Annotated in this window: 21 protein-coding genes; 15 read left to right on the top strand and 6 right to left on the bottom strand. The window is 35.4% G+C overall.

Features of this window, described 5'->3' with window-relative positions; translation table 11 throughout:
- Positions 1–55 precede the first annotated feature (55 nt).
- Positions 56–835, bottom strand: coding sequence for a sulfate transporter CysZ (gene cysZ, locus V6255_RS14820; RefSeq protein ID WP_341628866.1), 780 nt, complete (start codon positions 833–835; stop codon positions 56–58).
- A gap of 209 nt (positions 836–1044) precedes the next feature.
- Between cysZ and zipA the strand changes: the two genes are divergently transcribed.
- The 3 genes from zipA to V6255_RS14805 all read left to right on the top strand — a co-directional run bounded on the left by zipA (position 1045) and on the right by V6255_RS14805 (position 4494).
- Positions 1045–1977 carry a cell division protein ZipA gene (gene zipA, locus V6255_RS14815; RefSeq protein ID WP_341628865.1) on the top strand — a complete coding sequence of 311 codons (933 nt, stop codon included), beginning with the start codon at positions 1045–1047 and terminating at the stop codon, positions 1975–1977.
- Between the two features lie 89 nt (positions 1978–2066).
- Positions 2067–4082, top strand: a complete 2016-nt coding sequence (ligA, locus tag V6255_RS14810; protein WP_341628864.1) for an NAD-dependent DNA ligase LigA — start codon at positions 2067–2069, stop codon at positions 4080–4082.
- A 151-nt stretch (positions 4083–4233) separates the two neighbouring features.
- On the top strand, positions 4234–4494 hold the full coding sequence (locus tag V6255_RS14805; protein ID WP_341628863.1) for a DUF5062 family protein: 261 nt from the start codon (positions 4234–4236) through the stop codon (positions 4492–4494).
- Positions 4495–4580: 86 nt separating this feature from the next.
- Here the strand turns inward: V6255_RS14805 and dsbB are convergent, their stop codons facing one another.
- On the bottom strand, positions 4581–5099 hold the full coding sequence (dsbB, locus tag V6255_RS14800; RefSeq protein WP_341628862.1) for a disulfide bond formation protein DsbB: 519 nt from the start codon (positions 5097–5099) through the stop codon (positions 4581–4583).
- 222 nt (positions 5100–5321) lie between these two features.
- Here dsbB and fadR point away from each other — a divergent pair, with 222 nt between their 5' ends.
- From fadR to serS, 6 genes are read left to right on the top strand one after another with little or no spacing between them, the layout of a single operon-like run.
- Positions 5322–6032 carry a fatty acid metabolism transcriptional regulator FadR gene (gene fadR / locus V6255_RS14795; RefSeq protein WP_025563691.1) on the top strand — a complete coding sequence of 237 codons (711 nt, stop codon included), beginning with the start codon at positions 5322–5324 and terminating at the stop codon, positions 6030–6032.
- Positions 6033–6091: 59 nt separating this feature from the next.
- Positions 6092–8605 (top strand): DNA translocase FtsK, encoded by a 2514-nt coding sequence (locus tag V6255_RS14790; protein WP_341628861.1) that lies wholly within the window; start codon positions 6092–6094, stop codon positions 8603–8605.
- A 2-nt stretch (positions 8606–8607) separates the two neighbouring features.
- Positions 8608–9222 (top strand): outer membrane lipoprotein chaperone LolA, encoded by a 615-nt coding sequence (lolA, locus tag V6255_RS14785; RefSeq protein WP_341628860.1) that lies wholly within the window; start codon positions 8608–8610, stop codon positions 9220–9222.
- Positions 9222–10550 (top strand): replication-associated recombination protein A, encoded by a 1329-nt coding sequence (locus tag V6255_RS14780; RefSeq protein WP_341628859.1) that lies wholly within the window; start codon positions 9222–9224, stop codon positions 10548–10550. The genes lolA and V6255_RS14780 overlap by 1 nt, the downstream gene beginning before the upstream one ends.
- Before the next feature lie 57 nt (positions 10551–10607).
- Positions 10608–10994 carry a fluoride efflux transporter CrcB gene (crcB, locus tag V6255_RS14775; protein WP_025563699.1) on the top strand — a complete coding sequence of 129 codons (387 nt, stop codon included), beginning with the start codon at positions 10608–10610 and terminating at the stop codon, positions 10992–10994.
- A gap of 8 nt (positions 10995–11002) precedes the next feature.
- Positions 11003–12289 (top strand): serine--tRNA ligase, encoded by a 1287-nt coding sequence (gene serS / locus V6255_RS14770; RefSeq protein ID WP_341628858.1) that lies wholly within the window; start codon positions 11003–11005, stop codon positions 12287–12289.
- Positions 12290–13105: 816 nt separating this feature from the next.
- Here serS and V6255_RS14765 read toward each other — a convergent pair.
- The 4 genes from V6255_RS14765 to rdgC all read right to left on the bottom strand — a co-directional run bounded on the left by V6255_RS14765 (position 13106) and on the right by rdgC (position 17103).
- Positions 13106–13309: a YaeP family protein gene (locus V6255_RS14765; RefSeq protein WP_025563703.1), complete on the bottom strand. Its 204-nt coding sequence runs from the start codon at positions 13307–13309 to the stop codon at positions 13106–13108.
- 469 nt (positions 13310–13778) lie between these two features.
- Positions 13779–14195, bottom strand: coding sequence for a SulA-like leucine-rich domain-containing protein (locus V6255_RS14760; protein ID WP_341628857.1), 417 nt, complete (start codon positions 14193–14195; stop codon positions 13779–13781).
- A gap of 342 nt (positions 14196–14537) precedes the next feature.
- Positions 14538–15716: a formate-dependent phosphoribosylglycinamide formyltransferase gene (purT, locus tag V6255_RS14755; RefSeq protein ID WP_425355935.1), complete on the bottom strand. Its 1179-nt coding sequence runs from the start codon at positions 15714–15716 to the stop codon at positions 14538–14540.
- A 478-nt stretch (positions 15717–16194) separates the two neighbouring features.
- A complete protein-coding gene (rdgC, locus tag V6255_RS14750) occupies positions 16195–17103 on the bottom strand; it encodes a recombination-associated protein RdgC (RefSeq protein ID WP_341628855.1) in 909 nt (302 codons plus the stop codon).
- 338 nt (positions 17104–17441) lie between these two features.
- On the opposite strand from rdgC, the gene V6255_RS14745 reads away from it, so the two are divergent.
- The 6 genes from V6255_RS14745 to V6255_RS14720 all read left to right on the top strand — a co-directional run bounded on the left by V6255_RS14745 (position 17442) and on the right by V6255_RS14720 (position 26357).
- Entirely contained in the window at positions 17442–19364 is a 1923-nt protein-coding gene (locus V6255_RS14745; protein ID WP_341628854.1) for a TonB-dependent receptor plug domain-containing protein, read from the top strand.
- Positions 19365–19371: 7 nt separating this feature from the next.
- Positions 19372–19917 (top strand): YfiR family protein, encoded by a 546-nt coding sequence (locus tag V6255_RS14740; protein WP_341628853.1) that lies wholly within the window; start codon positions 19372–19374, stop codon positions 19915–19917.
- Positions 19917–21959, top strand: a complete 2043-nt coding sequence (locus tag V6255_RS14735) for an EAL domain-containing protein (RefSeq protein ID WP_341628852.1) — start codon at positions 19917–19919, stop codon at positions 21957–21959. The genes V6255_RS14740 and V6255_RS14735 overlap by 1 nt, the downstream gene beginning before the upstream one ends.
- Positions 21960–22193: 234 nt before the next feature.
- Positions 22194–22877: a phosphate regulon transcriptional regulator PhoB gene (gene phoB / locus V6255_RS14730; protein ID WP_341628851.1), complete on the top strand. Its 684-nt coding sequence runs from the start codon at positions 22194–22196 to the stop codon at positions 22875–22877.
- Between the two features lie 80 nt (positions 22878–22957).
- Entirely contained in the window at positions 22958–24247 is a 1290-nt protein-coding gene (phoR, locus tag V6255_RS14725; RefSeq protein WP_341628850.1) for a phosphate regulon sensor histidine kinase PhoR, read from the top strand.
- A 349-nt stretch (positions 24248–24596) separates the two neighbouring features.
- Entirely contained in the window at positions 24597–26357 is a 1761-nt protein-coding gene (locus tag V6255_RS14720) for a NosD domain-containing protein (RefSeq protein WP_341628849.1), read from the top strand.
- The last annotated feature ends 16 nt before the right edge of the window (positions 26358–26373 follow it).

Genomic DNA, 26373 nt, shown 5'->3' with positions numbered 1-26373 from the left:
ACATTTCCACCATGCTGTTCAAAAATTACTCTTGAAAGATCAACACACCCTAGTACTATTCAATGAGGTTGAGTGGATTGTCTAATACCTGTTTCTTATAAATATCTACCCAAGCTGCTGTAGCACCACAAACGGCAATTGGCATGATAATAAAATTCACTAATGGAATGGTTGTGCAAAAGCTAATAATCATACCGAACGTGATATTTTTACCGAAACGAGTTGCGAGGGTCTTTCTCATAGTCAAAAAAGAGACTTTATGATTATCAAATGGGTAATCAGCATATTGAATAGCCATCATCCAGCCTGCAAAAATAAACCAAACTATTGGCGCAAGAGTTTGTCCAATAACAGGAACAAAAAATAAAATAAGGCAGCCCAACATACGAGGCAAGAAATAAAGCCATTTTTGACATTCTCTTTTTAATATACGAGGAAGATCTTTAAAGATATCTTGCCAACCATCATCATTTATTTGTGCATTGGTTAACAGGATCTCAGTTTTTTCTGCTAACAAACCATTAAATGGCGCTGCAATTAGGTTTGCTATCGTAGAAAATATAAAAGAAAATGAAAATAAGATCGTAAAAATAATGATTGGCCATAAAATATAAGATAACCAACTTAAAAAAGTAGGAAGATCTTGCATGTAGCTTTCTATCCATGTTGTGATACTGGAAAATAAAAACCAAAATGCACTGGCAAAGATCAATACATTAATCAGTAACGGAATTAACACAAATACTCTAAGTTGTGGATGACGAAGTAGTTGAATGCCTTTTAGTAAATAGCCTAAACCACTTAAAGGTTGATCGATTATGTTTTTACTGTTCATTATTAAGCCTTCTTATTGATATATCTGATAATATTACCTTGTAGACAGTAAATATCAGCTAATAAATACATTCTTTTATAAATACATTCGTCGTTTTATAAAAAATTAGATGCAAACGATAGACGTATAGGGCGATACAGGGTAATTTAAGGGTCATTAAATTATCTAAAATGAATCAAGTTAATTAACACGAATCAAGAGAATCAATAATGCAGCATTTTCAATCTATTCTTATTGTCATTGGTATTTTGGCTATCGCCGGAGTATCAATTCACGGTTTTTTATTAAACAGAAAAAATAAATTAGCATTAAAAGCTGAGAAACAAGCTCAATTAGATGAGCTTGAAGAACAACAACGCGAAGAAGCAGAAGAAATCGACGATTCTGAAGAACTTGATAGTAAACGACCATCAGAGCGAGATTTTGATAATGTTTCATTTACTTCACATATAGAAAATGAAAAAGAAGAACTTGAACCGTTCGAATTTAATCTTGGTTCGAATATACACGATAATCAAACTGATTTTGTGAATTTAAATCATGCTCAAGAAAATGAAGTCATAACCTCTCTTGCTCAAGCCGCTGCATTATCATCAGAAGATGACGTATTAAGAACTGAAAAACATTTAACAAATAATGAAAAAGCATTAAAAGGTTCTGAAGAAAGCTCGTGTACAACTAAGTCAGAGCAAGAAGATAAAGTAAATAAAGAAATAAATAATAACGATGATCCTGTTGAGTTATTTATATTTAATGTAGCAGCGAGAGAAGGTAAACGTTTAGGTGGACATGAATTATTGCAATTCTTTTTAACGTCAGGATTTCGCTATGGTGATATGAATATATTCCATCGACATGAACATTCAAATGGTACTGGTGAAGTGTTATTTAGTATTGCTAATATGATGGCGCCAGGGACATTCGATGTCGACTATATGGAACAATTCAATTCACCTGGGATTTCATTTTTCTTTACCGCTCCTAATCATAAAATTAGCGTAAATAAATCGTTTGATATGATGTTAAGAGCTGTTGAGCAGGTTGCTGAAGAGTTTGATTGTGAAGTATTAAACGAAAAACGTGAACAGTTTACTCAAGAGCAATTTATTGAATATCGTAAACGTTTAGAAAAATATGAATAAGGTCTGGTATTAACATCAGGACTTACTTCCTAAGAGAGCCTCGTTTACGAGGTTTTTTTATTAGAAAAAACCAATAAGAGCAAAGATTCATGAGTAATAACAACCAAGTCGAACAACAAATACAACAGTTTAGAGAATTATTGGAAGAATATAATTACCAATATTATGTTCAGGACGCCCCTTCCGTTCCGGATGCAGAATACGATCGTATTTTTAAAGCATTACAAAGGCTTGAAACAGAACACCCTGAACTGTTGTCTACGAATTCACCTACGCAAAAAGTAGGTGGAGCGGCATTATCTAAATTTGATCAAGTGACGCATCAATTGCCTATGCTTAGTTTAGACAATGTATTTGATTCAGAATCATTGAATGATTTTATGCAGCGTGTAATGGATAAATCGGCACTAGTAGAAACTGCTTTTTGTATTGAACCAAAATTAGATGGGTTAGCGGCTAGTATTATTTATGAAAATGGCTTTCTTATTCAAGCTGCTACACGAGGTGATGGTTTAACAGGTGAAAATGTCACTGAAAACGTTAAAACTATTGCTAACTTACCTCTTAGATTACGTGGTGAAAACATCCCTTCTTTATTGGAAGTTCGTGGTGAAGTCTTCATGTTAAAAGCGGGATTTAATAAATTAAATGAAGGTTTAATTGCCGCGGGTGAAAAACCGTTTGTTAATCCGCGTAATGCTGCTGCGGGTAGTTTACGTCAATTGGATTCTAAAGTCGCAGCGGCAAGACCTTTGGCTTTTTATTGTTATTCAGTCGGTGTATTTGAAGGGGATCTCGCTGATAGTCAATACGCTAGAATCGAGCAGTTAAAAAATTGGGGATTGCCTGTTTCAAGTGAAGTGAAACGTGTCGTTGGTGATGATGCTTGTCATGACTTTTACACTAATATTGCTGAAAAAAGGCCTTCTCTGGCTTATGAAATTGATGGTGTCGTTTATAAAGTAGATGATATTGCTCTGCAACAAAAGATGGGCTTTGTGGCACGTGCACCTCGTTGGGCAATGGCTTACAAGTTTCCTGCAGAAGAAGCCGTGACAACAGTTGAAAATGTTGAATTTCAAGTGGGTAGAACAGGCGCAATCACACCGGTTGCTAAATTAAAACCTGTATTCGTTGGTGGGGTTACTGTGTCTAATGCGACGTTGCATAATAAAGATGAAATAGAACGTTTAGGCATATTAATTGGTGATGTTGTTGTCGTTCGTCGAGCCGGTGATGTGATCCCTCAGGTCGCAAGAGTTGTTGTTGAACAACGAGATGCAGCTAAAACAACAAAAATCCTTTTTCCTGAAACATGCCCTGTATGCGACAGTGACGTTGAACGTATTGAAGGAGAAGCAGTCACTCGCTGTACTGGAGGCTTATATTGTGAGGCCCAACGTAAGCAAGCGATTAAACATTTCGCATCTCGTAAAGCACTCGATATTGATGGTTTAGGTGATAAATTAGTCGACCTGCTAGTTGACCATAATATGATCAAAGATCCATCACAGTTGTTTTCATTAACAGTACAACAACTCTCTAGTTTGCCACGGATGGGAGAAACATCTGCTAAAAAATTAGTGAACAGTCTGCAACTAAGTAAAAAAACCACCTTAGCGCGTTTCTTATATTCATTAGGTATTCGCGAAGTAGGTGAAGCAACTGCTGCTAACTTAGCACTTCACTATAAAACACTGCCAGCGATTAAAGAAGCGGGTATTGAATCATTGAAAAGTGTCAGTGATGTGGGGGAAATTGTTGCTAAGCATCTTTATTACTTTCTTCGTCAAGATCATAACTTAGACGTTATTGAGCAATTATTAACGGCAGGTATACATTGGCCTGAAATCAAAGAAGTTGATGTTAGTGAATTACCACTGCTTGATAAAACGTTTGTGATCACTGGAAGTTTTGATGCAATATCCCGTAATGATATCAAAGCAGCATTACAAGCTTTAGGTGCAAAGGTTGCTGGAAGTGTGTCTAAAAAAACCAACACGCTAGTGGCTGGTGCGGCTGCAGGTTCAAAGTTAGCAAAAGCGACTGAACTTGGCATTGAAATATTAGATGAAAGTGCAATATTAATACTCTTAGGAAAATAGGTGTTAACAAGTATTAAATAAGTAATATAATCGACTTGTCTTGTATTACTTGTTTGAAGTAAAAATGTTGTAAGTTATTCACATAACTAACATTTATTTTGTATATGATGAATTTTAATAAGTGCAATATAAGAACGTTTAAGGGATAGATATGAAAAAAATTAAAAATGAATCTCAGTTATTACAGCATGCAACGAAATTGGGTACTGCTTATGCCGCTAAAAGAGGGTATGTCGGTATCGATAGCACTACTTCTGCAAAGGATAAACAAGAATGTATTTATCGTTTATTAGTGCAAGATAAATTAATTAACTCGCTAAATGAAGCCGACGAAAATACAGCTAATATTCGCCACAAGTTAGTGACTTGGATAATGAAAAATTTACCTGCTGACCATTCACTTTTAAAATAACGTTTAAGTTATTATCGCAGACTGCACTAAATTAACGTTTCCTAGGATCGTATAATAAGTGCAGTTTTTTGCTTTAGTTAACCGTCTTATTTAGTTTTAGCAGGTAATAACGCGGTAATTGTAACTACTACAAAGGTAACAACATAGATAGAAAAGCTTACAATCAACCATTGTGGCATTGAGTAATCTAAAAAGGTCCAAACGATATCAGAACAGTAACCTGTTGGGTTAAATAACCACGGAAATAGTTCATGCAATGGTAACCAACTTGGAAAGTTTGGATAAAAGTCGCAAGTGGCAAAAGGCGATGGATTCATTTGATAGTCAGTATGCTCCATGGCTAATAACAATCCCCAAATTGAACCTAAGCCCCAAGTAGCAAAAGCAATAAGACGGACAAGTAGATTGTGAGGTGCGCTAGCTCCGATTAAACCAGCAGCGACGATAGCAAGCATAGTAAGGCGCTCATAAACGCACATAACACAAGGTTCAAGTTTCATGACATGTTGGAAGTAAAGTGCACATAATTCCATTGTTAATGCACTGGCTGCCAGTAATAACCAAGGCCAACGTTGCAATGAAAGTGGTTTTAAATTTGAAATCAATGGATTCTCCTAATAGAATATTTCAACTTATTAAGTTCTATTGTACCTCTTAAAAGTTCAATATAAACAGAGGATTACTGAGGAAAATTTAAATAATTTAAGACACATTAAAAATTACACTCAATTCAAGCATTTAATGGTACTGTTTTTCTAAACAGTCATCGTTGAGTTGAATGAATATGTTAAGATGTCGCTATATGATATTGGAAAACCAGAATAACCATGATAATGAAAGTTAAAGGCCCTGCTGATGTAGCAGAACAATACCTGATTGAGTCTATTTGGAACGGTACGATACCGATCCATTCCGAGTTACCTGCGGAGAGACTGTTAGCGGATAAAATAGGTGTCACTCGCACAACTTTACGTGAAGTATTGCAACGATTATCGAAAGAAGGGTGGATAACCATCCGTCACGGTAAGGCAACTAAAGTTAATGACTTCTGGGAAACGTCAGGATTAAATGTTTTAAGTACATTAACGCGTTTAGATAAGGAACGTCGTGGTGATTTTATTGACCAACTAATGTCTGTAAGAACAAATATCAGTACGATCATTTTACGAATGGCTGCAAAACATAATAGTAAAAGCGTTATTGAATTCTTAAAAGATATTCCTGCCGTTGATGCGAGCAGTGAAGTCTTTACTGAATTTGATTATCGTTTTTATCATCATGTTGCTGTTTCATCGAATAATATGATTTACGTATTGATTTTAAATGGCTTACAGGATTTATATCGTAAAGTAGGTATGTTTTATTTTTCCAACACGGAAGCAAAATTAATCGCACTATCATTCTATGCTGATATTAAAACAGTATTTGAAGAAGGTGATGGACAACAAATAATGCAAATCGTACGAGATTCTGCATTTGCAAGTGGCAAAATTTGGCTACGTTTGCGTGATCAATTACCGGATAATTTTTTAGATTAAAATCGTTTTATTTATTTTTATTATGCCATTAAGCATTTTTTATTTTTAGGGTTATTTTCTTGTCAAATAGCAAATTATTAAATCACCTATCAGGGGTGCAAAAGTTATTAGAAGTTGGGATTATTGTCAGCGCTTTTGTTGCCATATTTATTACCTTATCCTTATTCACTTTTTCACCAGTTGATCCAAGTTGGTCACAACAGCAATGGGTGGCAGAAATTCAGAATTCAGGAGGCAGGGTAGGCGCTTGGATTGCAGATATCTTATTTTTTGGGTTTGGTTTTCTAGCCTATCTTATTCCAGTGATCATTATTTCATTTGCTTGGGCTATATTATGGAAACCAACCTTTACTTTAGAGGTTGATTTTTTAAATCTGAGTTTGCGTATTGTTGGTTTTATTTTTACTTTCTTTAGCTTAAGCGCCTTAATAGCACTGAATGTTAGCGATTATCTCTACTACCCCTCTGGTGGGTTAATTGGCGATATTCTCGCACAAAGCATGTTAGGTTTTTTTAGCTTAGTGGCGGTCAATCTTATATTACTTACTTTTTTAATCTCAGGCACAACGTTGTTGTTTGGGTTTTCGTGGATTCGTTTAATCGATGGTCTGGGCGAATATACGCTTAACGGCATTTCATGGTTAGCCAACCTACCTAATAATCTTAAGCAAATGAAAGAAGAACGATCTGATAGTGATCAACAACGCTTATTAGATAAACAACAAGTTTTGCAAGAAAAGTTAGAGAAAAAACAACAAAAACAAGCAATAAAAGAACAGAAAAAACTCGATAATTTAGCGAGCAAAGCGACAGATGAAGACGATGATATGTTTTTGTCTGAGCAGAGTGATGATTCAGATGAATCTTTCCTAGGAACTAGTTTTATTGATACGCCAAATGAGGGCGAGCCAGAACTAAATATTGATGATATCGACTGGCAATCAGATGATGTTTCTGATCAAGAGTTTGAACCTATCGCCGCTGAACCTAAAGTAGAAAAAAAGCTAGCGAAGGTCGATTTCTCTCATTTACCAGAACATGCTCGTCCAGTAGAACGATTTGTAGCCGATCAAAATATTGCGCCTTTACCCCATATTGATTTATTAGATAGACCTGACAAAAAAGAAAACCCTATTTCACAGCAAGAGTTAGATACAGCAGCTCGTTTAGTTGAATCTAAATTGCTTGAATTTAAAATAAAAGCAGATGTCGTTAATGTATTACCGGGGCCTGTGATCACTCGTTTTGAATTAGATTTAGCACCTGGGATGAAAGTCAGTACCGTTAGCAGTCTGGAAAAAGACTTAGCGCGCGCGTTATCTGCAATGAGTGTACGTGTTGTCGATCAAATACCAGGTAAATCAGTTATCGCTTTAGAGCTACCTAATCGTCATCGTGAAATCGTTTATATTTCAGAAGTGTTAGATTGCAAAAGATTTCATGAAAGTAAATCACCATTAACAATGGTGTTAGGTGCAGATATTTCTGGCCAACCTGTTGTTGTTGATTTAGCTAAAATGCCACATCTTTTAGTGGCAGGTACAACCGGTTCAGGTAAGTCTGTTGGTGTTAACTGTATGCTAGTCAGTTTATTGTATAAATCATCACCTGAAGATTTACGTATGATCTTAATTGACCCTAAAATGCTTGAGTTAAATGTGTATGAAGGTATCCCACATCTATTAACTGAAGTGGTAACAGACATGAAAGATGCCGCTAATGCGTTGCGTTGGTGTGTTGGTGAAATGGAGCGTCGATATAAACTATTGGCTGAAATCGGTGTCCGTAACTTAGCTGGATACAATACTGCTATTAAAAAAGCCAAAGCCGCTGGCGAGCCTATCGTTGACCCATTATGGAAGCCCGGTGACAGCATGGCAGAAAGTGCGCCTGAGTTAGAAAAACTACCCACAATAGTTGTGGTGGTTGATGAATTTGCAGATATGATGATGATTGTGGGTAAAAAGTGTGAAGAGTTAATTACACGAATCGCGCAAAAGGCCCGTGCAGCAGGAATACATTTGATTCTAGCAACACAGCGTCCGTCAGTTGATGTTATTACAGGTTTGATTAAAGCGAATATTCCGACACGTATTGCCTTCCAAGTATCGAGTAAGATTGACTCCCGTACTATTCTTGGACAACAAGGCGCTGAAACGTTATTAGGCCATGGTGATATGTTGTATATGCCGCCAGGTGTTGGTGTCCCAACTCGTGTTCACGGTGCTTTTGTTGATGACCATGAAGTACATAAAGTGGTGGCTGACTGGAAGAAACGTGGTCAACCAAATTATGTTCAAGAGATATTAGCCGGTGATGCTGATTTAGATATGCTATTACCAGGTGAACAAGCAGAAGGGGATGAAGAAATTGATCCTTTGTTTGATGAAGTAGTTAGTTTTATTACAGAAACCCGTAAAGTTTCCATTTCAAGTATTCAACGACGATTCCGTATCGGTTACAATCGTTCTGCTCGTTTAGTTGACCAATTACAAGCGCAAGGTGTTATTAGTGCGCCTTCTGGTGCAAATAGTAATCGTGATGTACTTGCACCACCGCCGATCAAGGATTAAAAATGAAAAAAATTATTATTGTTACATGTTGTTTATTTATCTCAATATTTCAACTAGCACAAGCACAAACTGATAGTCAGTTATTACAACAAAAATTATCTAAATTCAACACACTAAACGCAGACTTTACACAACAAGTGACGAGTCCAGATGGGCAAGTTATCCAAGAAAGCTGGGGGAAACTAACCATTTCTCGTCCTGGTAATTTCCATTGGCAAGTGACTAAGCCTGACGAAGAATTAATCGTCTCAAATGGTGTTGATATGTGGTTATTTAGTCCTTTTATTGAACAAGTGACTATCATGAATTTTTCTGATGCTATTGCAGGTACACCTTTTGCATTATTATCTGGTGCAGATGCTTCTGAGTGGATGAATTTTGATGTAAAAAAACAAGCCAATCAATTTATTGTTAAAAACAATAAAAATGAATTAAACGCCAATACTTTTACCTTTATTTTTGACAATAAAGATAATGTGAGTGAGTTTATTGTGCAAGAAGCACAAGGTCAAAAAAGTACTTTTAAACTTAGTAATAACGATCAAACGATTAAGTTAAGCGATGATTTCTTTGAGTTTCAAATACCACAAGGTATTGAGATAGATGATCAACGCTAATGCAGGACTTATTTTCAGTCGATAATCAGTTTCAACCTTTGGCCGCTAGAATGCGGCCAAAAAACTTCGACCAATATATTGGTCAGTCTCATCTGATAGCGAAAGACAAGCCTTTACGTAAAGCATTAGAAGCCGGATTTGCACATTCAATGATCCTATGGGGACCACCCGGCACCGGTAAAACCACATTAGCTGAATTAATTGCAGAATATTGTGATGCGCATGTTGAACGGTTATCTGCCGTCACTTCTGGTATTAAAGAGATTCGTTCTGCTATTGAAATTGCTAAACAAAATCAGGCTGCAGGACGTCGTACCTTATTATTTGTTGACGAAGTCCATCGTTTTAATAAAAGCCAACAAGATGCTTTTCTGCCTTATATTGAAGATGGCACTTTTTTATTTATTGGTGCGACGACTGAAAATCCTTCTTTTGAATTAAACAATGCTTTGCTATCACGAGCGCGTGTTTATTTATTAAAAAAACTAACTGAACATGAAATTGTTGATGTTATTAAACAAGCCTGTGAATCTGAACAAGGCTTGGCAGCGCACAATATTGAATTTACTGAAGGTGTATTAGATAAACTTGCTCAATTAGTACAGGGTGATGCACGAAAAGCGCTTAATTATTTAGAATTACTTTCTGATATGGGGGAGCAACAGCAAGGGAAATTAATAATCGACGTGTCATTATTAATGGAAATTGCAGGTCGAGAAGGCGTTAGCTTCGATAAGCAGGGCGATCTTTTTTATGATTTGATTTCGGCTTTTCATAAATCAGTACGAGGCTCAGACCCTGATGCTGCTTTATATTGGTATGCGCGCATGCTAGCAGGTGGATGTGATCCACTTTATGTTGCACGACGTTTATTAGCGATTGCTTCTGAAGACATTGGTAATGCTGATCCTAGAGCAATGCAAGTTGCCATGTCTGCATGGGATTGCTTTACTAGAATTGGGCCTAAAGAGGGAGAAAGAGCGATCGCGCAAGCTGCCGTCTATTGCGCCTGCGCAGCTAAGAGTAATGCTGTTTATAAAGCATTTGCAAAAGCTAAACAAGCTGTTGAAGCCTACCCTGATCTTGAGGTTCCACACCATTTACGTAATGCGCCGACAGAATTAATGAAATCGCTACATTATAGTGAAGGTTATCGTTACGCCCATGATGAAGTGGGAGCTTATGCAGCAGGTGAAGTGTATTTACCGGAAGCTTTACAAGGTGTTGAGTTTTACGAACCTGTTGAACGAGGTTTAGAAACAAAAATTGCCGAAAAGCTACGCTATTTAAAAAATCGTGACCAACAAAGTGATAAAAATCGTTATTAACATTGAATAGATTAGATGCATTATTGAGTATTTAATGTAAAAGAAAAGAGAACCGATATGAACAGTTTAATGATGAATATTACTTTAGTTGCTTGTGGCGGCGCATTTGGGGCAACTTTCCGTTATTTAATTGGCTTTGGCATAGTTAGCCTCTTTGGAAAAGGTTTTCCTTTTGCTACACTTACCGTCAATGTGATTGGCTCGTTGATAATGGGTTGTATTTATCAATTAGTTCAACAAGGAACAATGTCGAGTTCGCCTTGGTGGCCATTAATTGGTGTAGGTTTTTTAGGTGCATTAACCACATTTTCATCATTTTCAATGGATAGTTTATTATTGATCCAACAAGGTGAGTTGTTTAAAGCAATGTTAAATGTAGTATTGAATGTAGTGGTATGTTTGCTTGCTGCATATTTAGGTACTTTATTAGTTTTGAAAAGTTAGGGAATAAGATGTTAGACGCAAAGTTTTTACGTAATGATATTGAACAAACTGCTGAGTTATTAAAAAAACGTGGATTTGATTTAGATGTTAGTTTACTTAGTGAATTAGAAGAAAAGAGAAAATCGTTACAGGTCTCTACTGAGAACTTACAATCAGAGCGTAATACTCGTTCAAAAGATATTGGCCAAGCAGCAAAACGTGGTGAAGACATCAAACCATTACGTGAAGCAATGAATGAGCTTGGTGAAGCATTAGATAAAGCAAAAGAAGAATTTGCGTTAGTAACTGATCAGATTAAAACGATTTCTGACATGGTGCCTAATTTACCACATGAGTCGGCTCCTATCGGTAAAGATGAAAATGAAAACGTAGAAGTATTAACTTGGGGCACACCTAAGCAATACGACTTTGAAGTGAAAGACCACGTTGAATTAGGTGAAGCGTTAGGCGGTTTAGACTTTAAATCAGCGGTTAAAATTTCTGGTTCTCGTTTCATTGTTATGCAAGGTCAAATTGCTAAATTGCATCGTTCTTTAGCACAGTACATGCTTAACTTGCATACTAATGAACATGGTTATACAGAAATGTATGTTCCTTATTTAGTGAATGCAGATAGTTTGTATGGAACAGGTCAATTACCAAAATTTGGTGATGACTTATTTAATACAAATCCGGCTACTGAAGAAGGTGTTGGTATGTCATTAATTCCAACAGCAGAAGTACCATTAACGAATATGAGCCGTGATGTTATTTATGATGAAACTGACTTACCAATTAAAATGACGGCACATACACCTTGTTTTCGAAGTGAAGCGGGTTCTTATGGTCGTGATACCCGTGGTTTAATTCGTCAGCATCAATTTGATAAAGTTGAAATGGTGCAATTGGTACATCCTGAAAAAAGTTTTGAAGCGTTAGAAGAGTTAACAGGCCATGCTGAACAAGTGTTAAAAAACTTAGGCTTACCTTATCGTAAAGTTGTTTTATGTACTGGTGATATGGGATTTAGTGCAACTAAAACCTATGATTTAGAAGTCTGGTTACCAGCACAAGATACTTATCGTGAAATTTCATCATGTTCGAATGTTGGTGATTTCCAAGCCCGTCGTTTACAAGCCAGATTCCGTCGAACTGGTGCTAAGAAGCCTGAACTATTACATACATTGAATGGCTCTGGTTTAGCCGTTGGTCGTACGTTAGTGGCTGTTTTAGAAAACTACCAATGTGCTGATGGTCGTATTGAAGTGCCAGAAGTATTACAACCTTATATGGGTGGTTTGACACATATTGGTTAGTATTTGAATGTGGTATTTTATGATTACTCTACCGTCGATAAGAGAATAGATAATCATTCTTTACTTGTTAATAGTTAATAATTGATGACAAATTATTAACTATTAACAAGTAAGTATTAGCTAGCAATCAAATACATAAAAAGGAGCCTCGGCTCCTTTTTTGCTTTTAACTTTTTGTTTTTTGTTATGCGATGGGGCGATAGGTAGGCTTATATTTTTTATCAGTACTTTTATTTTTACTGTAAAAGCCAATAGCTCGCTATTATTTTTTAGCCATTTAGCCATTTAGCCATTTAACAAATACAGCTATGCTTTTATTTATGGATTTTTTAACATCACCCATTAATACTCATTTATAGCTTTAGTTTTACCAATCACACTAATTAACTGATCTATTTTACTTGTCAAAATAACTTATTTTTTCGTTGTAGGTTCCGTAAAGGGGACAAATATTCAAGGATTAACATTTTTTAGTTAATTCTCCGGCAGACGATTAACAAAGTTAATCTTCGAAAGCCTCCATTTACGCCTTAAACTAAGTCATTTTTTTCTGCGCAAAATTTAGAACAGTTATTTAATGTAATTAATCTTATTACGCTAAATTCTTTCGCTTAGGCCTATTAATATCCATCTACTGATTTATGCCTTGAGTTGAATCTATTAATCTAAAGCTGGTGAAATACACCTATTATGGGTAATTTATCTCATGCGTATAACTCATGCGTATAAGTAGTGGAGTGATGCTCTTGTTGAATCGTTGATCTATTTACATAAAATATGATGCTGTATGTCGATGCTTTTAATGATTAATACATTTTAATCATTATCGTTGTAATCACTTAACACTAAATTAGCGGCTGCAAAGGCTGCTGATTCTCTGGTTGTTTCAGGGAGGCTTGTATCGTTTGCTATTTCATCTAATGTTTTAATTGCACAGGTAATTGCTTTAGGTACATAGGCTGCATCGCCACTACCAATCAAGTTTATTAAATTTTTTGTTTTATCACTGTACGGGTACATAATCTTTCCTGTGTTGGCGTCATTAGTCATGGTCTTTATTAAAAATGCTTATTAATGATAAGTTATTGTATTTATTATCTCGGCTTATACTCTTAACACTTAAGCGTTATTACTATTCATTCAATAATTTCAAACTACTTTATTATTACTTAAACTATAAAAGATTAAACTTAACCTTAAGTTATTAATATTAAGTTGTTAGAACATTCTTAATAGTCGATATGATTATAGTTAATTCGAATAAGTGATCACTGATTTTAATCAATTTTGTCACAAGTTATTCATATTGGTCTGTGGAGTATTTTGTGGCTATTAAGCTCAGTACTCATTTTTATTAACATCTAAACCAATATTTGCATCACACTTACATTAACATTTTTGTGAAATAAAAAAGCTGTTCTTATTTCATTAAGCCACTGTTGTTGCCTACACTTTTTACTTTATAAATTTTTATGTATTAAAGACGTTTTTATTGTTTACAGTAAACAAAGCAGCTTGTATTCGTTGATTGAGCATCTGCTTCGATGGCTAAACGTGTTGTTTCTGATAGTTCGTTTACCCAAGTTACTACGGTGCAATAGTTGCTGCTTTTTAGTAATGTAGATAGTAGTGAAAGGTTATCACCGACCTTGCTTGAATCGATCATTAATACACGGCTTTTATCGACTCCTGCCTTTTGGAAAAATTGTGTATTCGGTTTACCAGGAGGAGCTAGAAATAAAATCCAACCGTGATCTTGTCCTGTTTGTATGTGTTCTAACAAGGCTTGGTAGTTATTTTCTTGGTAATGCACATTAACTAATGCATTTGATTTTGTATCACTATTATCATAATCGCGTAATAAATATGGGTTAGTTTGTGTTGTTGTCAATAATGTAGATAGCATGTAATTCACCTGTATAAATAAACACTGTATAAAACGACAGTAATGTTATTTTGTTTATTGATCAAGCTTAAATTACATAATTAGTTCATTTTTTGTGTTTTATGACTAATTAATAGGCTATTTTGGTTTTTTAAGTATCGTTAGTAATAAAAAAAGGCAATACAGATTGACTGTATTGCCTTATAAAATGCGCAAAATTTAGATAACATATTTAATGTAATCGGTATTATTCGTCATTAAGATGTTTAATTTAGTTGAATTTATGTCTTTCAACTATTTCCTTAAATTAAACTAATTACCTTAAATAAAACTAATTTTCTATTTCAAATCTTTCTACGTTATTTAATAAATTACTTTAACGGTTTGACTTACTTGTTTGGCATTTTCAATCGCCTCTTCAATATTTTTACCACGTGCTATCGCCACACCTAATCGTCGACCGCCATTAATATTTGGTTTAGCAAATAAACGAATCTGTGATCCCGAAGTTTTGCCTAAAGCGTTGGCTATATTTTTAAACTTAATGTCCTTTGATACCCCATTCCCTAAAATTACACTAGAAGCGGAAGGGCCGTATTGTGTAATTTCTCCGATAGGAAAACCTAAAATAGCTCGTACATGCAAAGAAAATTCAGAAAGGTCTTGAGATATGAGAGTGACCAATCCTGTATCGTGTGGGCGAGGTGAAACTTCACTGAAATAAACGTCATCACCTTTTACAAAGAACTCCATACCAAATAGGCCATACCCACCTAAATCAGTCACTACCTTGCGTGCTATTTCTTGTGCTTGCTGCAGTGCTTTTTCTGACATAACTTGTGGCTGCCATGATTCACGATAGTCACCATCTTCTTGACGATGCCCAATAGGAGCACAGAAATGAATGCCGTCAACAGCACTAACCGTTAATAACGTTATTTCATAATCAAAAGGTACAAAACCTTCAATAATGATACGCCCTTTGCCTGTACGTCCTCCTTCCTGTGAATAGGTCCAAGAGTAGTCTAAATCAGCATCACTTTTTACAACACTCTGGCCTTTACCTGAGCTACTCATGACGGGTTTAATCACGCAAGGTTGGCCGATGGTTTTTACTGCTTGTAAATACTCTTCTTTAGTATCTGCAAAAATATAAGGGGAGGTTTTTACAGATAACGTTTCAGCTGCTAAACGACGAATACCTTCTCTATCCATCGTTAATTTTGCAGCGCGTGCAGTAGGGACGACATTAAAACCTTTTTGTTCTAAGGCTAATAAGGTATCTGTGGCAATGGCTTCAACTTCTGGAATAATATAATCAGGTTGTTCAAGGCGAATGATCTCTTCTAAACGTTTACCGTCCAACATACTAACAACGTGTGAACGATGTGCGATTTGCATAGCAGGTGCATTTTCATAACTATCTGCGGCAATGACTTCTATACCGAAGCGCTGTAACTCAATAGCAACTTCTTTGCCAAGTTCGCCTGATCCTAATAATAATGCTTTAGTCGCACTATTTGCTGTTGCACTGCCTAAAATTGAACTTGTCATATTATTCACTCTCAGTTTGATTAATTAAAAAGATAACTGATAACAATAATAACATTTATTAAAATGTGTGTTTATGAAAAATAATAAGTGCATAAAAATAATGAGGACTGATTAGTTATTAGAAAAGTATAAGCAGGCGTAGCGAAAGTAGTGTTTATAACAATCACACTCATTAACTGATCTATTTTACAGGTTTAAATAATTTATTTATTCGTTTTAGATTTCTTAAAAGGAATAGCCATTAAAAAATTAAGATCTTTTGGTTAACTCTCCGATAGGCGATTAACGAAGTTAATCTTCGAAAGGTCTAAACTTATGTTTTAAACTAAGTCATTTTTCCTGCTCAAAATTTAGATCATTTATTTAATGTAATCAGTATTAAAAGGAAACCAATAGAAGAATAAGATATAAAAAAGCCCAGTGGTTAAACTGGGCTAAAGCGATCATACATAACGATTTAGTGAGCCTAAAGCGTTTGTTCGCCACCAAATATTTCAAGTAATGATGGAATCAATTGTTTTATTTCACCAACCATCAATACAAAATCAGCATCAAAGCGTGCTGCAAAATCATCTGCTTCAATATCTTCATTTTGTTCTTGTAAAACGTCAGAGAACTTAAGGCGTTTTAACGCAAATTCTTCGCCTATTACAAAAGAAATACTATCAGCCCAGTTAAGAGCTAATTTAGTCACAAATTTATCTGAGTTTAAATGATTTTTAATCTCTTCTGATAATAAGTCTTGCTGTTTACAGCGAATAATACCGCCACCTTCTAACGCTGAACAAAGCTCTGCTTCATCTTCTAGTTGGAAGTTTGCTGGAATATTACCTTCCATCAACCAATCAGTCATCACTACATCCGTTTGGTTTTGAAGCTGTACTGGCACAACCGGTAAACTACCTAATGTTTTACGTAATAACGAAATTAATTCTTCTGCTTTACGCGAACTAGAGCAATCTACGTAAAGCATATTAGTTTCGTTATCTATCCAAGCAAAAGTTTGTGATGTACGACTAAATGCGCGTGGAAGTAACTGCATGACGATATCTTCTTTTAAACTATCTTTCTCTTTTTTCTTTAATGCTCTGCCTTGCTCCAATTCAATTGCTTCAACACGCTCATTAAGTTGATCTTTAATCACACCTGCAGGTAGCATTTTTTCTTCTTTTTTCAGACAGATTAAAATTTGCTTTTGATTTATATGGGTGTACATACTGCCACTTTTACCCATTGGAAATACCCAACCTAGCTTTGAAATATCTTGGCTACCACAAGGTTTAAATTTAAATTCTTCTAGATTTCTTTCTAGGGCGTTGTCATCTTGTTCCATCGGACGAGTAAAGCGATAAACTTGGAGATTTTTGAAAAACATGAAATACACCTTAATGATGAGAAATAAAATAGAGCCTGAGTGTAAATGATTTTATATCAACCAGCAAAATTTGCTTGTTGAGGGTAATCCCTTTATTCTTGTAATGGTTTACCTTTAAATTGGTAGTAAATTGCTTTTTAATTATGAACTTAGTCATTACAACATAATTAAAATGTAAAGAAACGATAGTTAGGCTTATTTAAAGCGTTAAACGTCATCGCCCTTTATAAAAATACGGATGTTTTTATATCCAATACACTCGAGCTTATATTATGCATAATTTATTTAGCCACAGGCGTTATATCGCCACTGTTATATTGTTATCTAATCAAATGTTAATGCCTAATAATGTTATGGCTCAAGATGAGTCTGTTTATGCTTTAGAGGAGCTTTCGAGTCTGGATTTCGACGATCTAATGGCCGCAGATGTTCAAGTTACATCGGCAATGAAACGTTTACAGAATATGTCTGAAACGGCCGCATCTATTTATGTACTCACTAATAAAGAAATCAGAGAATCTGGAGTGACTAGCGTACCTCAAGCATTAAAATTAGTGCCAGGTATGCAAGTACGCCAATTAGATAATAATCAATGGGCGATTACTTCACGTAGTACTGCGGGCAAACATTCTAGTAAATTATTAGTGATGGTAGATGGACAGAGCATCTATAACCCTGGTTTTGCAGGTGTGTATTGGGAAACATTAAATATTCCTCTCTACGACATTGAAAGAATCGAAGTGATACGTGGGCAAGGTGGTTTGTTGTGGGGGAGTAATGCAACCAACGGTGTTATTAATATTATCAGTAAACATACGTCCGATACACGAGGGACATTCGCTCAAGTGGTAACCGGAGATCAGATTGATCATAAAGCGGATTTTCGAATAGGCGGTGGGTTGGGTAATTATAGTTCATTTAGAGTTTTTGCTAGTACAGAAGAGACGGATGCTTCAACAAAAAGCACTAAAAGTACTATTGCCAATGACGATGGTAGAAAGAAAAGCGTTGGCGGGCGAATAGATTTAAGCTTGAATGATGAGTTTTCTTTTATCACTCAGGCACAATATACCAGTATAGATATGGGCCAAAATCTAAGGTTAGCGAACTTAGATACTTATCAACGCGTTTATTTACAAGATCAGTATACGCGAGAGCATTTTCAAATCATGGCAAAATTAGAACAGACTCTTTCTTCTACTTCTAATCAAATGATTCAAGCTTCAGTGAGTTCTCAACAAGGCGAACAACTGTATTATAAAGATGACTTTGTTATTACTGATATTGATTACCAAATGAATACTTTAGTTAAAGATGTTCAAATAGATTGGGGTTTAAATTATCGTTACACTTCCATTTCAATAGATGAAACAGATTATTTTACTAATATTCAAAATATTGACTCATACAATCATTTTGGTGGTTTCTTACAAGCTCAATTCACACTTTTACCAGATGAACTTAAACTCATCATTGGTAACCGAAGTGAAAAAAATAGTTTCACGGGGTGGGAACATCAACCTATGGCTCGTTTACTTTGGACGCCACATTCAAAACATACTTTCTGGGCTGCTATATCACAAGGCGTACGTATTCCTTCATTACTTGAATATAATAATCGTGCATTAGCTTCTTCCAGCGGTATCAAGACAGAAATAGTTGGGAATGCAGATTTGAAATCTGAAAAGTCAATATCAAAGGAATTAGGTTATCGTTATACTGAAAACTCTTGGGGAATAGATGTTTCACTTTTCCACACTAAAGCGCGAAATGTACTTGCTGTAGAGGCAATCCCTAATGCCACTTTCACCTTGATTAACCTTAATTTTGTTTCTGATGCGGATCTAACCACTTATGGTGGTGAAGCGGTTATCAAATGGAAACCTTTCGATAAGATAACAACTGAACTGGGCTATAGTATTACAGCTTACGAGTATGACCTTCCTCCCGGAACAACTGAAGCAATTGGTTTTGACAGTTATCTACGACAGGTTATTGTTAAATCACAATACGCATTGAATCCTGAACATTCTATTGCTGCTATTTACCGTATTGAGTCAGGTGAAGCCTATGATACTGCTGATTTTAGCGTTTTAGATTTGACTTGGAATTGGCAAATAACGCCTGTCGTAGCATTTTCATTAACGGGTAATAACTTACTCTATGGTAAACATTTAGAATATAATAACACTAATGAAACCTATACAGTGCCTACTTACATTGAAGCAAGTTATTACGCTAAAATAACGGCGAAATTTTAGGTCATTTATGATGCAGAGTTTGCATAGACTATTTATTATTAAATTGTTTCTCGTGATATTTTTTATGTCAGGGGAGACGGCTGCAACACCGAGAGAGGATGCCATAAAATCAGGCTTTCTCTATAACTTTGCGCGGTATTCTGATGGCGATTGGTTCAACCCTGGTGTTAATAGCAGCTACAATATATGCAGTTTTAACCCTGAATTTATTGCTGCCGCTCGAAATACACTGAAGGACCTTACTATTAAAAACCGCCCTATTATGGTAAATCTTTTAACTTCTGAAGAGGGAGGTATAGCTGATTGTGATACCTTATTCATATCCAAACATGATATTGATAAATGGGCTGTTTTATTTAAAAAAGAAACTTTTTCAAATTTGATGTTAGTAGGAGAGTTTGATAATTTTCTTTCATCTGGCGGACATATTAATTTCTTCATCATTGGTGGTAAGGTTCGTTTTGAAATTGATCCAATAAAATTGAAAAAATCAGGTATTAATATGAGTTCTAAAGTATTGCGTTTAGGTAGAATTCACGAGAGGGAGCTTTAATGACTGTACGGCGGACATTATTCGGTTCATTAAATGCTAAATTGTTAATGATATTGATGGTCGTTGCTTTGTTTAGCACTATTACCATTGCAGTTATATTTACTATTTATGAACTTAATGCTGTGACGAAAGCGGAACAATCTAGGCTTAATTCTATTGCAAACATTTTAGCGCCTAATTTAACTGCCACACTTATCTTTCAGGATGAAGTGAGTGCAAAAGAACAGATAAAACCTTTATTAGAGCAAAGTAATATTGTTAGTGCGAGAGTAGAAGATACATCTGGGAAAGTATTTGTAGGGATCTTTTCACAAAAAAATAATGATGTGAAAATATTCACTAATTTAATGATAGTTAAAATACCATTAACAATGAAAGGGGTAGATTACGGAACATTAACCATCAAAGCAGATTATTCTTTAATTGAGCAAAGTTTAATGTTTTTTAGTGTTTTTTTACTGGGTATATTAGTGTTGATTCTAATACTCAGCTTTATCCTGTCTTTATTCTTACGTAAAAATCTTATTTACCCATTAACTCACCTCGCAACTGTTGCAGAGCATGTTACCAAAACCAATAATTACAATCTACGTTCAAAAGTATTATCAACTGATGAAGTAGGTAATCTTGCTTCTTGTTTTAACTTAATGCTTGAAACAATTGAACAACGGGACCACTCCCTAGAAGAAAAAGTACTACAAAGAACTAATGCTTTAAAAGTTGCTAATAGCCAGCTGACAACGCAAGCTTTTAGTGATCCTCTGTCTGGTCTACCAAACCGTCGATTTATCTTAGATAAATTATCAGATTTAATTAACCATGCGAGTGAAATGAACTTTGCTATTTTAGGGTTAGATCTTGATGGTTTTAAAGAAATTAACGACACGATGGGGCACGATTATGGCGACCTTCTTTTAATTGATGTGAGTAGATGTATTGCTGATGCATTACCTGAATCAGCTATTTTAGCGCGATTGGGTGGTGATGAATTCATTATATTAGTAGAAAATTTTTCAAATAAAGCCACCATTAATCAAATAGCTATTGATATACATCATCGTTTGGCTGGTGGTTTTAGCATTAAAAATAAACATGTTTATGTCACCGTCAGTATCGGTATTGCAACTTATCCTGATGATGGAAATACAGTAGAAAACATCGTTAAATATGCAGATTTAGCAATGTATAAATCTAAAGAAACAGGTAGAAACTGCCATCATTTCTTTAATGCAATTATGTTAGACGATGTGCTTAAAAAACGTGAGTTAATTGATGATTTACGTAGTAGTATCGTCAACAACGAATTTGAACTTTATTATCAACCTATTATTGATTTATCAACTAATAAAATTCGAAAAGCAGAGGCGCTGATTCGTTGGCACCATCCTGTAAGAGGTATGGTTCCGCCGTTAGAGTTTATTTCAGTTGCTGAAGAAGTTGGGTTGATCGTTGAAATTGGAGAATGGGTAGCACGTACTGCTGCTCAAGATTTAGCTGATTTGAAAAAGTTAGGTGCTGACGAGCATTTTCAGATAAGTGTTAATGTTTCGCCTATACAGTTCAAAGATGGCGGACAATGGATGAGCCATTGGTTTGAATATGTGGCAGGACTGGGCTTGAGCCATGATGCGATTATTGTAGAAATAACTGAAAATTTATTGATGGAAAGTGAGGAAAGTGTTCGCTCTCAGTTAACTAAACTAAAGAAACAAGGTGTTCCTATTGCTATTGATGACTTTGGTGTCGGTTACTCATCTTTATCTTATTTACAAAAAATGGATGTAGACATTCTAAAAATTGATAAATCATTTGTAGACGATTTAGAAACAGAGAGTAATAGTCGTGATTTATGCCAAATAATGATTATGTTAGCACAACACCTATCTATTCAAGTGATTGCAGAAGGAATAGAGAACGAAGAACAAAGAATGATATTAGCTAATTTAGGTTGCCAGTTTGGCCAGGGGTATCTATTTTCTAAACCTTTACCTTTAACGTTGTTTAAGCAAAAATATTTTGATGATAGTGTGCTTAGTGATTAAGTCATGCCATCATTTATAAACTTTAACTTAATAAGTGAAATAAACAGTAATATTCGTGAAATGATAGATTTGTAAGGTCCTATTATCTATTTTATACAGAAATATGAGTTACAAGTAGTTGTTTTTTAAATAAAGTATTGATTATATTACAGTTTGCATACACTTGTCATATAACTGTCATAGTTACTGGTGATAATACTCATATTTAGAATACACAATAAATAGGTAAACTTAATGGCAAGTCGAATTTTAGTAGTTGAAGATGAAGTGGCAATCCGAGATATGCTGAGTTTTGTATTAGAGCAGCATGGTTATGAGACATTAGAAGCTGATAATTATCAAGCCGCTTTAAGTTATCTACATGAACCTTATCCAGATCTTATTTTATTAGATTGGATGTTCCCTGGTGGTAGTGGTATTCAATTATTGAAGTTTTTAAAACAAGATGAAATATTACGCCAAATCCCCGTTGTGATGTTAACTGCACGTGGTGAAGAAGAAGATAAAGTGCGTGGTTTAGAAAATGGTGCAGACGATTATGTAACCAAACCTTTTTCTCCTAAAGAATTAATGGCTCGCCTTAAAACGGTGATGCGTCGTGTTAATCCAACTTCATTAGATGACACACTGAAAGTAGGTAAGCTAAAACTAGACCCAATTTCTCATCGTGCCACACTAAATAATACGCCCTTAGAAATGGGACCTACTGAGTTTAAATTACTACATTTTTTTATGACGCACCCAGAGCGAGTTTATAGTCGTGAGCAGTTACTAAATAATGTATGGGGTACTAACGTTTATGTTGAAGATCGCACTGTAGATGTCCATATTCGTCGCTTACGTAAGGCATTAGCTGACCATGATCATTTGGTGCAAACAGTACGTGGTGCGGGTTATCGCTTTTCAACTCGTTCATAATGGTTAATGGCTTATATCATCAATAAGTACTATTAGGTCGAGATGATTAGTTAGATTAATTTCAATAAAGAGTATCCCATTTGAAAGTATATACATGGAAGCAGTTATTCTGGGCGATTTTTTTAGTGTATCTCCCAGTGATTATTTTGGGTTTATTCACCGAATTGTTACTGGAGTTGTTACTCGTTACTACGGTGCTGCATAATGCTTGGCATTATTATTTTCTAAAAAAGTTAAATGATTGGTTATGGGTCAGCAAAAGTACGGTACTACCACCTGGTAAATCAGTATGGGAACATGCCTATATTGGTATTCACAATATGCAGCAAAGACATCGTAAACGACGTAATAATTTAGCGAATGTGATTAGTCGTTTTCGTGAAGGTTCGGAAGCATTACCTGACGCAGTAGTGGTGTTTAAAAAAGAAGGTGAAATTGTGTGGTGTAATCGCCTAGCTCAATTTCAATTGGGTTTTAAATGGCCCGAAGATGCTGGCGAAAATATTACTAATTTAATCCGCCACCCTGATTTTGTTAATTACTTACGCAGCGATGTTTATAACGAACCTTTAGATCTCGTGTCACCTATTAATAGTGATAAATTACTTGAATTTAGGGTGATGCCTTATGCGAAGAATCAACGTTTATTGATCGTTCGTGATGTCACAACTTACCGTCAAATGGATGAAAATAGGCGTCATTTTGTGGCTAATGTCTCCCATGAGTTACGTACTCCCTTAACCGTTTTGCAAGGCTACATAGAAATATTGGAAATGAGTGCGCAAGACGACAAAATGCAATTAAAAACGATTCAAGTGTTAGACCAACAAACCGCAAGAATGTGTGCATTAGTAGAACAGCTAATGACGTTGTCAAAAATAGAAGGGGCAGCAACATTAGATTTTCATGAAAGCATTAATATCCCTGCCTTATTAACTCAAATTGAAAGTGAAGCGATTGCATTAGGTCGTAAAAAATCACAATCAATACAATTTAAAATGGATCCTAAGCTTTCAGTGGTGGGCGATGAAATGCAATTGCGTAGTGCAATGTCTAATTTAGTTTATAACGCGATTAACTACACCCCTGAAGGCGGATGTATTAAAGTGTTATGGAAAAAGTTACCTGAGGGAGCTTACTTTTGTGTGATGGATACCGGAGATGGTATTGCGCCTGAACATATCTTACATTTAACAGAACGTTTTTATCGTGTTGATGCTTCTCGTTCTCGTGATACTGGAGGGTCTGGTTTAGGGTTGTCTATTGTGAAGCATGCATTATCTCATTATGACACTAAATTACAGATTGAAAGTAATGTGGGAGAAGGTAGTCAATTTTCTTTTATTATTCCAAATAATTATATTTGTTAAGTACTTACGACAATAGGAATCATTGCTTAGGTTATTGTTTAAGGTGTTTTGAATATATTTTTTAAGGTGTTACACAAGGCATTAGCTAAGGCACTGTTTAAGGTGTTAATTCAGTGTTACTGAGTTAACACCTTCCTTTTTATGCTTCTATAGATTGCTTCATTTTATTAAAAGCAGGTTATTTGTAATACTCTTCTTTTTTCGATAATCAACTTCAAACCAATAATTTAAATCATAAAATGGTACTTACCTATCTTGATTATCAATGAGATGCCGCTATTCTTGTTATATTTCTTATCTCCTCTTTCGTATATTCATTCTCTGCTTTAACACAGCAAAAGGGCCTCCGATGTTTCGGTTATTAAATTGTTCTATTTTATTAACGACTTGGGTTTTAACCAACTTTCTAATGATCACTCCTTTACAAGCTAAACCGGCCGTTGATTCAACTGTGGAGCAATTGATAAATAGGTTTAATTTACCCGCTTTTACAGAAACGATTTTTGTTGATTCAACATTAAATCAAAGTTGTCAGCAGTATGATCCAGAAACCCGTTTATGTGGCAAAGGAGATCAATTGTCTGTCTCTCAACTCTCTGATGCCACTAAAATAGCTAAGCCTGGAATCCTATTTTTAATACGACAAGGTGACTATCAACAAGCATTACATGTGAGTATGTCAGGTAATGAAAAAGCCTATATTGGTTTTAGTGCTTATCAGAATGAACAAGTACGTATTAAAGGCGTAGACTCTATTGATCAACGACAAGCATACGGTGCGATTTGGTTAGATGAGGTCTCTTATATTGTCGTTAATGGCATTACCGTGACCGATAGTATTGGCTTTGGACGCTTTTTAAACGCGCACCATAATATATTTTCAAACAATGATTTCACTGGTTCGACTATTTATAATGAAGGTGAAAATGCCAGTAAACGTGGTGGGTTGTATATCGCGTTTAGCCATCATAATCAGATAATTGATAACCGTTTTCAGAAAGGTACCGATTTATTATCACTTGTACATTCAAATTATAATCGGGTTGAAGGTAATATAATGACGCTAGCGGGTCACGATATTTGGAATATCAAATGTGGTAGCTTCAATGTTATTAGAAACAATGTCTTTAGTAATAAAAAGCAAAAGTTAGGTGCGGTATTTGATTGTGAAGAAGGAACGATGGATTGGCATGGGAATGGACGTTTCAAGCAACCAGCGCCAGTATTAGATGCCAGTCAATATAATCTCATCGAGCATAACGTTTTTAAAGATGCTGTCCGTTACTATTCAACGAGTGGCGGCAATGGTATTCAATATGCTGGACAACATGGCATTATTCGCTTTAATACTTTTTATCATACCAATGTGGGGTTTAGTCTCGCCAGTTATCGGACAGAAGCTGCTTACACTTATAGTAATCGTATTTATAATAATACGTTTCATGATAATTGGTGTGTAGGTATTGCGGTTGGTCGTTGGATAGAAAAATTTGAAGATAATCAGTTTGTAAACAATATTTTATGGAACAACCAAGGTGTGGGAGCAAGCCAGTGCAATACCCAAAATGCGACTCAAATTTTATTTAGTAGAAAAGAGGGCGATCAATGGTTTGTGCGTAACAATATTGCCAGTGATAAAAGCGATCAAGTCATTGGGTTATGGGGCGTTGCAAATAAAATGAGTGTTTATGATTTCGAAGGGAGTTTTATCCCTGTGCAATTCAAAGATACCTTAGCTAAAGACCCTTTATTCGTTGAGCAAACTAAACACAATTATCAACTCTCAGCGAACAGTCCGATGATTGATGCTGGGGTTATGTTAAGCAAAATTATTAGTGACAGTGGGAAAGGGTTGCAAGTTGAAGTGCAAGATAGTCAATTTTTCTACGACGGTGCCGGCATTGAAGGTGAGTCTGGTGATCAAATCATGATTCAATCTGCAGAGAATAGCAGCTTACAAAGTGCGACCATTGTTAATATTGATCGAAAATCGAATCTTTTAACGTTAGATAAAATCGTCTCTTGGCAAAAGGGCGATATGATTTCTTTATCGTACGAAGGAACTCAACCTGATCTCGGTGCGTTTGAATTTGTTAAAAAGCTTCAATAGCATTAATAACTTCTTT

Origin of the sequence: Psychromonas arctica (genome assembly GCF_038155225.1) — a bacterium.
GTDB classification, from domain to species: Bacteria; Pseudomonadota; Gammaproteobacteria; order Enterobacterales; family Psychromonadaceae; genus Psychromonas; species Psychromonas arctica_B.
This window is presented reverse-complemented; position numbering and strand designations above follow the sequence as displayed.

What these genes read in the sequence shown, in the direction of transcription:
- cysZ (WP_341628866.1), bottom strand. Translation starts at nt 835, where the DNA reads ATGAACAGTAAAAACATAATCGATCAACCTTTAAGTGGTTTAGGCTAT.
- zipA (WP_341628865.1), top strand. Translation starts at nt 1,045, where the DNA reads ATGCAGCATTTTCAATCTATTCTTATTGTCATTGGTATTTTGGCTATC.
- ligA (WP_341628864.1), top strand. Translation starts at nt 2,067, where the DNA reads ATGAGTAATAACAACCAAGTCGAACAACAAATACAACAGTTTAGAGAA.
- V6255_RS14805 (WP_341628863.1), top strand. Translation starts at nt 4,234, where the DNA reads ATGAAAAAAATTAAAAATGAATCTCAGTTATTACAGCATGCAACGAAA.
- fadR (WP_025563691.1), top strand. Translation starts at nt 5,322, where the DNA reads ATGATAATGAAAGTTAAAGGCCCTGCTGATGTAGCAGAACAATACCTG.
- lolA (WP_341628860.1), top strand. Translation starts at nt 8,608, where the DNA reads ATGAAAAAAATTATTATTGTTACATGTTGTTTATTTATCTCAATATTT.
- V6255_RS14780 (WP_341628859.1), top strand. Translation starts at nt 9,222, where the DNA reads ATGCAGGACTTATTTTCAGTCGATAATCAGTTTCAACCTTTGGCCGCT.
- crcB (WP_025563699.1), top strand. Translation starts at nt 10,608, where the DNA reads ATGAACAGTTTAATGATGAATATTACTTTAGTTGCTTGTGGCGGCGCA.
- serS (WP_341628858.1), top strand. Translation starts at nt 11,003, where the DNA reads ATGTTAGACGCAAAGTTTTTACGTAATGATATTGAACAAACTGCTGAG.
- V6255_RS14765 (WP_025563703.1), bottom strand. Translation starts at nt 13,309, where the DNA reads ATGTACCCGTACAGTGATAAAACAAAAAATTTAATAAACTTGATTGGT.
- V6255_RS14760 (WP_341628857.1), bottom strand. Translation starts at nt 14,195, where the DNA reads ATGCTATCTACATTATTGACAACAACACAAACTAACCCATATTTATTA.
- rdgC (WP_341628855.1), bottom strand. Translation starts at nt 17,103, where the DNA reads ATGTTTTTCAAAAATCTCCAAGTTTATCGCTTTACTCGTCCGATGGAA.
- V6255_RS14745 (WP_341628854.1), top strand. Translation starts at nt 17,442, where the DNA reads ATGCCTAATAATGTTATGGCTCAAGATGAGTCTGTTTATGCTTTAGAG.
- V6255_RS14740 (WP_341628853.1), top strand. Translation starts at nt 19,372, where the DNA reads ATGATGCAGAGTTTGCATAGACTATTTATTATTAAATTGTTTCTCGTG.
- V6255_RS14735 (WP_341628852.1), top strand. Translation starts at nt 19,917, where the DNA reads ATGACTGTACGGCGGACATTATTCGGTTCATTAAATGCTAAATTGTTA.
- phoB (WP_341628851.1), top strand. Translation starts at nt 22,194, where the DNA reads ATGGCAAGTCGAATTTTAGTAGTTGAAGATGAAGTGGCAATCCGAGAT.
- V6255_RS14720 (WP_341628849.1), top strand. Translation starts at nt 24,597, where the DNA reads ATGTTTCGGTTATTAAATTGTTCTATTTTATTAACGACTTGGGTTTTA.